The following is a 596-nucleotide window of genomic DNA, read 5'->3' on the forward strand; positions in this document are numbered from 1 at the left end:
GTCTAAACCAATATTCTTCACGCTAGCTTTAGCCTTATTTGCGGGCACATCGCACGCAGAAGGGTTGACGATTCTCAGTGAAACCACCACATCTGACGGCACCGAATACAGCATTAAATTGCAGATTCTGATCCTAATGACATTGCTGAGCTTCGTTCCAGCCTTTGTGATTATGTGTACCAGTTTCACGCGAATCGTTATTGTATTAGCCATTTTAAGACAAGCACTCGGCCTGCAACAAACACCACCAAATCAGGTGCTTGTGGGCATTGCACTCATTTTCACCTTACTGATCATGAGGCCAGTTTGGACCAAGATTTACGATACCGCTTACATTCCATACTCAAACGACGAAGTGACCTTGATGGAAGCGTTAGCCACCGCAGAAAAGCCACTACGTCGCTACATGCTCGACCAAACACAACGTAAGGCACTCGAACAAGTCTCCAAGATAGCAGGAGAAGCCTCCATAGAGTCAGATCAGGATATTCCCTTCTTAGTTTTACTGCCGGCCTATCTGCTGAGTGAGCTAAAGGCCGCCTTCCAAATCGGCTTTATGTTGTTTTTGCCCTTTCTTGTCATCGACTTAGTGGTGG

Annotated in this window: 1 protein-coding gene; it reads left to right on the plus strand. The window is 46.3% G+C overall.

What is annotated here, in order from left to right; genetic code table 11:
* Positions 1-10: 10 nt before the first annotated feature.
* A partial coding sequence (locus BCT81_RS03345; RefSeq protein ID WP_102423240.1) for a flagellar type III secretion system pore protein FliP occupies positions 11-596 on the plus strand: 586 nt, incomplete at its 3' end.

The organism is Vibrio sp. 10N.261.52.A1 (genome assembly GCF_002876325.1).
Lineage (GTDB): Bacteria > Pseudomonadota > Gammaproteobacteria > Enterobacterales > Vibrionaceae > Vibrio > Vibrio chagasii.